This is a genomic window from Mesorhizobium sp. M7A.F.Ca.CA.003.01.2.1 (genome assembly GCF_003998945.1).
GTDB lineage: Bacteria > Pseudomonadota > Alphaproteobacteria > Rhizobiales > Rhizobiaceae > Mesorhizobium > Mesorhizobium ciceri.
Genome location: NZ_RZRA01000417.1, coordinates 1 through 4,735, shown reverse-complemented (window position 1 = coordinate 4,735; position 4,735 = coordinate 1). Strand labels below are relative to the sequence as shown.

At 64.8% G+C, this 4,735-nt stretch carries 4 protein-coding genes and 1 pseudogene; all 5 read right to left on the bottom strand.

The annotated features are described in order from the left end of the window. On the bottom strand, nucleotides 1-1,823 hold a 1,823-nt coding region (locus tag EN969_RS17595; protein ID WP_164758317.1), incomplete at its 3' end, for a PAS domain-containing hybrid sensor histidine kinase/response regulator. Nucleotides 1,824-1,964: 141 nt separating this feature from the next. Beyond that, the gene (locus EN969_RS17590) at nucleotides 1,965-2,954 is read right to left on the bottom strand and encodes an MDR family oxidoreductase (RefSeq protein WP_024502831.1); all 990 of its coding nucleotides are present in this window, start codon (nucleotides 2,952-2,954) and stop codon (nucleotides 1,965-1,967) included. 53 nt (nucleotides 2,955-3,007) lie between these two features. Beyond that, nucleotides 3,008-3,496 carry a signal peptidase II gene (gene lspA / locus EN969_RS17585; RefSeq protein WP_063169013.1) on the bottom strand — a complete coding sequence of 163 codons (489 nt, stop codon included), beginning with the start codon at nucleotides 3,494-3,496 and terminating at the stop codon, nucleotides 3,008-3,010. A 13-nt stretch (nucleotides 3,497-3,509) separates the two neighbouring features. Continuing rightward, the gene (locus EN969_RS17580) at nucleotides 3,510-4,367 is read right to left on the bottom strand and encodes an RNA methyltransferase (protein WP_063169012.1); all 858 of its coding nucleotides are present in this window, start codon (nucleotides 4,365-4,367) and stop codon (nucleotides 3,510-3,512) included. Beyond that, nucleotides 4,364-4,735: pseudogene (locus EN969_RS17575) on the bottom strand (class I SAM-dependent rRNA methyltransferase); the annotation flags it as partial. The gene EN969_RS17580 and the pseudogene EN969_RS17575, both read right to left, overlap by 4 nt.

Below are 4,735 nucleotides of genomic sequence, written 5' to 3'. Positions count from 1 at the left end.
CTGCTCAACAGTACACGCAAAAGTGTTCCGCCGCGCACCGGCCTGGCCAGGAAGGTTGCGTAGCCGCTGGCGCGGAACTCGCCAAGCATGCCGCGATCTGTCGGCGCGATCAGCGTGATCGCCTCACAGTCGGAGAAACCGCTCTGGCGCAGGCGCTTGAGCAGCCTTCCGTCGCCTTCCTCCATCGCTGCATCGACCAGGATCGCGTCGCAGCCGGCGGCGAAAGGCGCGGCCTGTGCGGCGGTGGTGGCGATGTCGACCGCGCCACCGTTGGCACGGATGGTGCGGGCGATGGCGTCGGCCTCGACGGCGTTCTTCGACAGGATCACCACGCGTCTGCCCGAGAGAGCATTCTGGCGGCCCTGCGGCGCTTCGGTGGCCGCTGTCGCAGGGACTTCGAAGACGAACTCGGATCCCTGGCCGAGCCGGCTGGATACCGAGATCGTGCCACCCATGGCGGCCACCAGGCGCCTGGAGATGGCAAGGCCGAGGCCGGCCCCGCCATGTGTGCGTGTCGACGTGCCGTCGGCCTGCTCGAACTCCTCGAAAATGCGCTCCAGGTCGGCATCATGCAGGCCCGGACCGGTATCGGCGATGGTAAAGCATATGCGGTCGCTGGTTTCGGTGCGTGCGCGTGCAATGCTCACCAGCACGCCGCCGCTGTCGGTGAACTTGATGGCGTTGCCGATGAGGTTGAGAAGCACCTGCCTGACCTTGCCTGGATCGGCGGTGATCAATTGCGGCACGTCGGGTTCGACATGACAACCCAGCCCGATATCCTTGGCGAAGGCGCGCGCCGCCAGCAATTCGATGATGTTGGCGGCGATCTCGCGCACCGACATCGGCTGCGGCTCCGGGTCGAAACGCCCGGCTTCGATCTTGGAATAGTCGAGAAGATCCTCGATCAGGGCAAGCAATGCGCTGGCTGAGGTCGAGACGGCGCCGACATAGGTCTGCTGCTCCGGCGACAGGCTGGTGTCGGCGAGCAACCTGGCCATGCCCATGATGCCGTTCATCGGGGTGCGGATTTCATGGCTGACGGTGGCGAGGAAACGCGATTTGGCCTGGCTGGCATATTCGGCCCGTTCGCGTGCGGTGATCAGCGAGGACTCGGCGCGTTTGCGGGCGGTGATGTCGCGGGCGATGGCGCGGTGCGAAACCGCGCCACTGTCCTTGTCGCGCACCGACAGTTCGATCCAGGAGAACCAGCGCTGCCCGCTCGGCGTGCTGATAGAGACATCGGTGGAACTCAGGCACTCATGGTCGGAAAAGGCGGCATCGGGAACCATGCCGACCTCGATGCCGAGTTCCGCCAGGGTCTTGCCGGCAAGATCGCGCTGGTCGATCTCGACGAGATCGGCGAAGACCTTGTTGGCATAGACGATGTAGCCGTCGCGGTCGCGATGGATGACGAGATCTCCAAGCGCGTCGATCAGGCCACGAAAGCGCTCATCGCTCTCCTGCATCTCCCACATGCGGTCGGCCAGCGTCTCGATCTCGGCGCGGCTGCGGGCCGTGGTTTCGTCAAGAAGGGCGGCGGTGCGATGTTCGCTCCGCCTGGCGCGCAGATGCATGGCAAGGCCGGCTAGGCCGGTTGCGAGCAATGCAACGCTGATGAACATCGGTGCCCCGGTCAGGTGCGCCAGCCCGGCCATCACCACGATGGCGACGAATGTCAGAAAGGACAGGCCTTCGCGCCTGGAGAATTCCGGCTCGGGCACCAGCGGCGGCGCGGCGACGAAGCGCCGCGTCGACGCCGGCGGGAGCACCGCATCGACATCGTCGCCAGTGTCCGCCTGTTGGCTGCCGGATTGCGCGATCATGCGAAATTCTTGCCAGACAGAGCTTATGGAAAATTGCGGCGGATCGTTCCAATTTTAGCGGATGAGCGCTTTTTGCCGAGGCGCGGCGGGTTTGCCACCAGATCTGGCGATTGCATCCGCCCTTCCGGCAGTTGGGCGGAGTCACATATCCACGACGACGCGGCCGCGGATCTTGCCCTCGACGATATCGCGCGCGGCATCGACGATGCCGTCGAACCCGATGGTGCTGGACAGGCTGGCGAGCTTCTGCAGATCGAGGTCGGTGCCGATGCGGCGCCATGCCTCGAGGCGGACTGCTTTCGGCGCCATCACTGAATCGATGCCGAGCAATGAGACACCGCGCAGGATGAAGGGCGCGACGCTGGCCGGCAGGTCCATGCCGCCGGCCAGGCCGCAGGCGGCGACCGCGCCGCCATAGGAGGTCATCGAGAGCACATTGGCCAGCGTGTGGCTGCCGACAGCGTCAATACCGCCGGCCCAGCGCTCCTTGGCCAGCGGCTTGGCCGGCTGGGCAAGCTCCTCGCGCGAGATCACCTCGGCGGCGCCAAGGTCCATCAGAAAGGGGCTTTCGGCATTGCGGCCGGTGGAAGCAATGACATGGTAGCCGAGGCTGGACAGGATGGAGACCGCGACCGAGCCGACGCCGCCGGCTGCCCCCGTCACCACCACCGGGCCGCGATCGGGCAGGATGCCGTGCCGCTCCAGTGCCATGACACAGAGCATGGCGGTATATCCTGCGGTGCCGACGGCCATCGCGTCATGCGGGCTGATGCCTTGCGGCAGCGGCACCAGCCAGTCGCCCTTGACGCGGGCACGGCCTGCATAGGCACCGAAATGGGTTTCGCCGACGCCCCAGCCATTCAGCACGACCTTGTCTCCGGCGCGCCAGTCGGGATGCGAGGACGAAATGACGGTGCCGGCGAAATCGATGCCCGGCACCAGCGGCCAGCGGCGGATCACCGGCGCCTTGCCTGTGATCGCCAAGCCATCCTTGTAGTTCACCGTCGTTGCCTCGACCGCGACGGTGACATCGCCTTCCATCAGGTCGGCCTCGGTGAGATCGGTCACGGCGACCGACTGCTTTTTCTCGGCGTCACGCGAAACGAGGATGGCTTTGAAGGTTTCGGACATGTCTTTCTCCGCGATCTTGACGACATGAACTGTGCGGCGATGGCCGCACGGGGTCAATCCTTGGAAGGACTGGCTTTGGGTTCGCGCCGCCAGCCGAACAGCTCGTCGAAGACGACCAGTGCCGCACCAACCGAAATGAAGGCGTCGGCAAGGTTGAAGACGGCGAAGGACCAGACCGGCGTGTGGAACAGGATGTAGTCGATGACGTGGCCGTAGACGGCGCGGTCGATCAGATTGCCGAGCGCGCCGCCGACGATCAGCGCAAAGCCGGTGCGGGCAAGGATCTGGGACGGCGCGATCCGCGTCGCCAGGAACAGCACGAAGGCAACGACGGCGAGCGAAATGACGATCAGCCCGGTGTCGCCGAAGGACGAGAACATCGAGAAGGCGATGCCGGTATTGTAGGTGCGAAACAGCGCCAGGAAGGGCAGCAGATCAACCTTCTCCTGAAAAGGCAGATCGGCCTCGACCAGGTATTTTATCCACTGGTCGAGCGCGATGGCCGCGACGACGAGCAATGCGTAGGGAGACCATGATCTCACGGGCAGGCAACCTTCATTGCTGGTCCAGGATTGACTCGAGCTTCAGCGCGCCGCGCCGGATCTCGAACAGCATGATGCCGGTGGCAACGGCCAGATTGAGCGAATCGGCACGGCCCGCTTGCGGAATCCTGAGCAGCCTGTCGCAACTCGCAGCCAGGCTTTCGGGCAGTCCCTGCTGCTCGTTGCCCATCATCAGCAGCACGGGCCCGCGGGAAAAATCGACCGAGCGGTAGTCGACGGCGCCTTTCAGGTGGGTTCCGGCGACGAGGCCTGAAAACCCGCCTCGCCAGGCGAGGAAAGCCTCGGTTGTCGCCTTCGCCACCGGCACGGCAAAGATCGAACCCATGGTGGCACGCACCGTCTCCACGGAGAATGGATCAGTGGTATCGCCGACCAGGATGACGCCTTTGGCGCCGACGGCATCGACGGTGCGGATGACGGTGCCGAGATTGCCGGGGTCGCGCACCCGGTCGAGCGCCACCCAGACGTCGCCATTGTCAGCGCGGACATCTTTCAGGGCGAGGAATTTTTGCGAAAAGACGCCGACCACCATTTGCGGGTTGTCGCGACGGGTGATGGCGACCAGCACCTTCTCCGACACTTCGAGCACCATGCCGCCTGCCGCAACCGTGCGTGCGGCCACCTTCTCCACGGCAGCGTTGCCGCGCCCGGCCTTGGCGAAAACCAATGTCCTGATCTGCCAGCCGAGATCGAGCGCATCGATGACCAGCTTCAATCCCTCGGCCATGAAGGCGTTCTGCTGGTCGCGGAATTTCTTCTGAGCGAGCGCCTTGATGTCCTTGACCAGCGGATTGGCGAGGCTGGTGACCTCCTTCACCTGGCCGGGTGCGCCTGCATGCCGCTCGTTCATTCAGCCACCCAACGCGAAAACAATGAGGTCGATAGCGCCCGGCCGGCGGACTTTTCGCGGATGATCAGCTCACCCGATTCAACCTTGCCGCCCATACCGGCAAAGGTATCGCGCATCAGGGCGTGGATGGCGAAGAAGGAGGCGCGGATCGAGTAGGCGGTCAGCACCACGGCGAGCGGCTTCGGCGTCAGGATCGCCCGGCAGAGGTCGGTCAAATCCGGCAGGTCCTCGAACAATTGCCAGACCTCGCCCTTGGGGCCACGGCCATAGGCCGGCGGGTCGAACAGAATGATATCGTAGCGGCTGCCCCGGCGCTCCTCGCGCCCGGCGAATTTCACCGCGTCGTCGACGATCCAGCCGATCGGCTT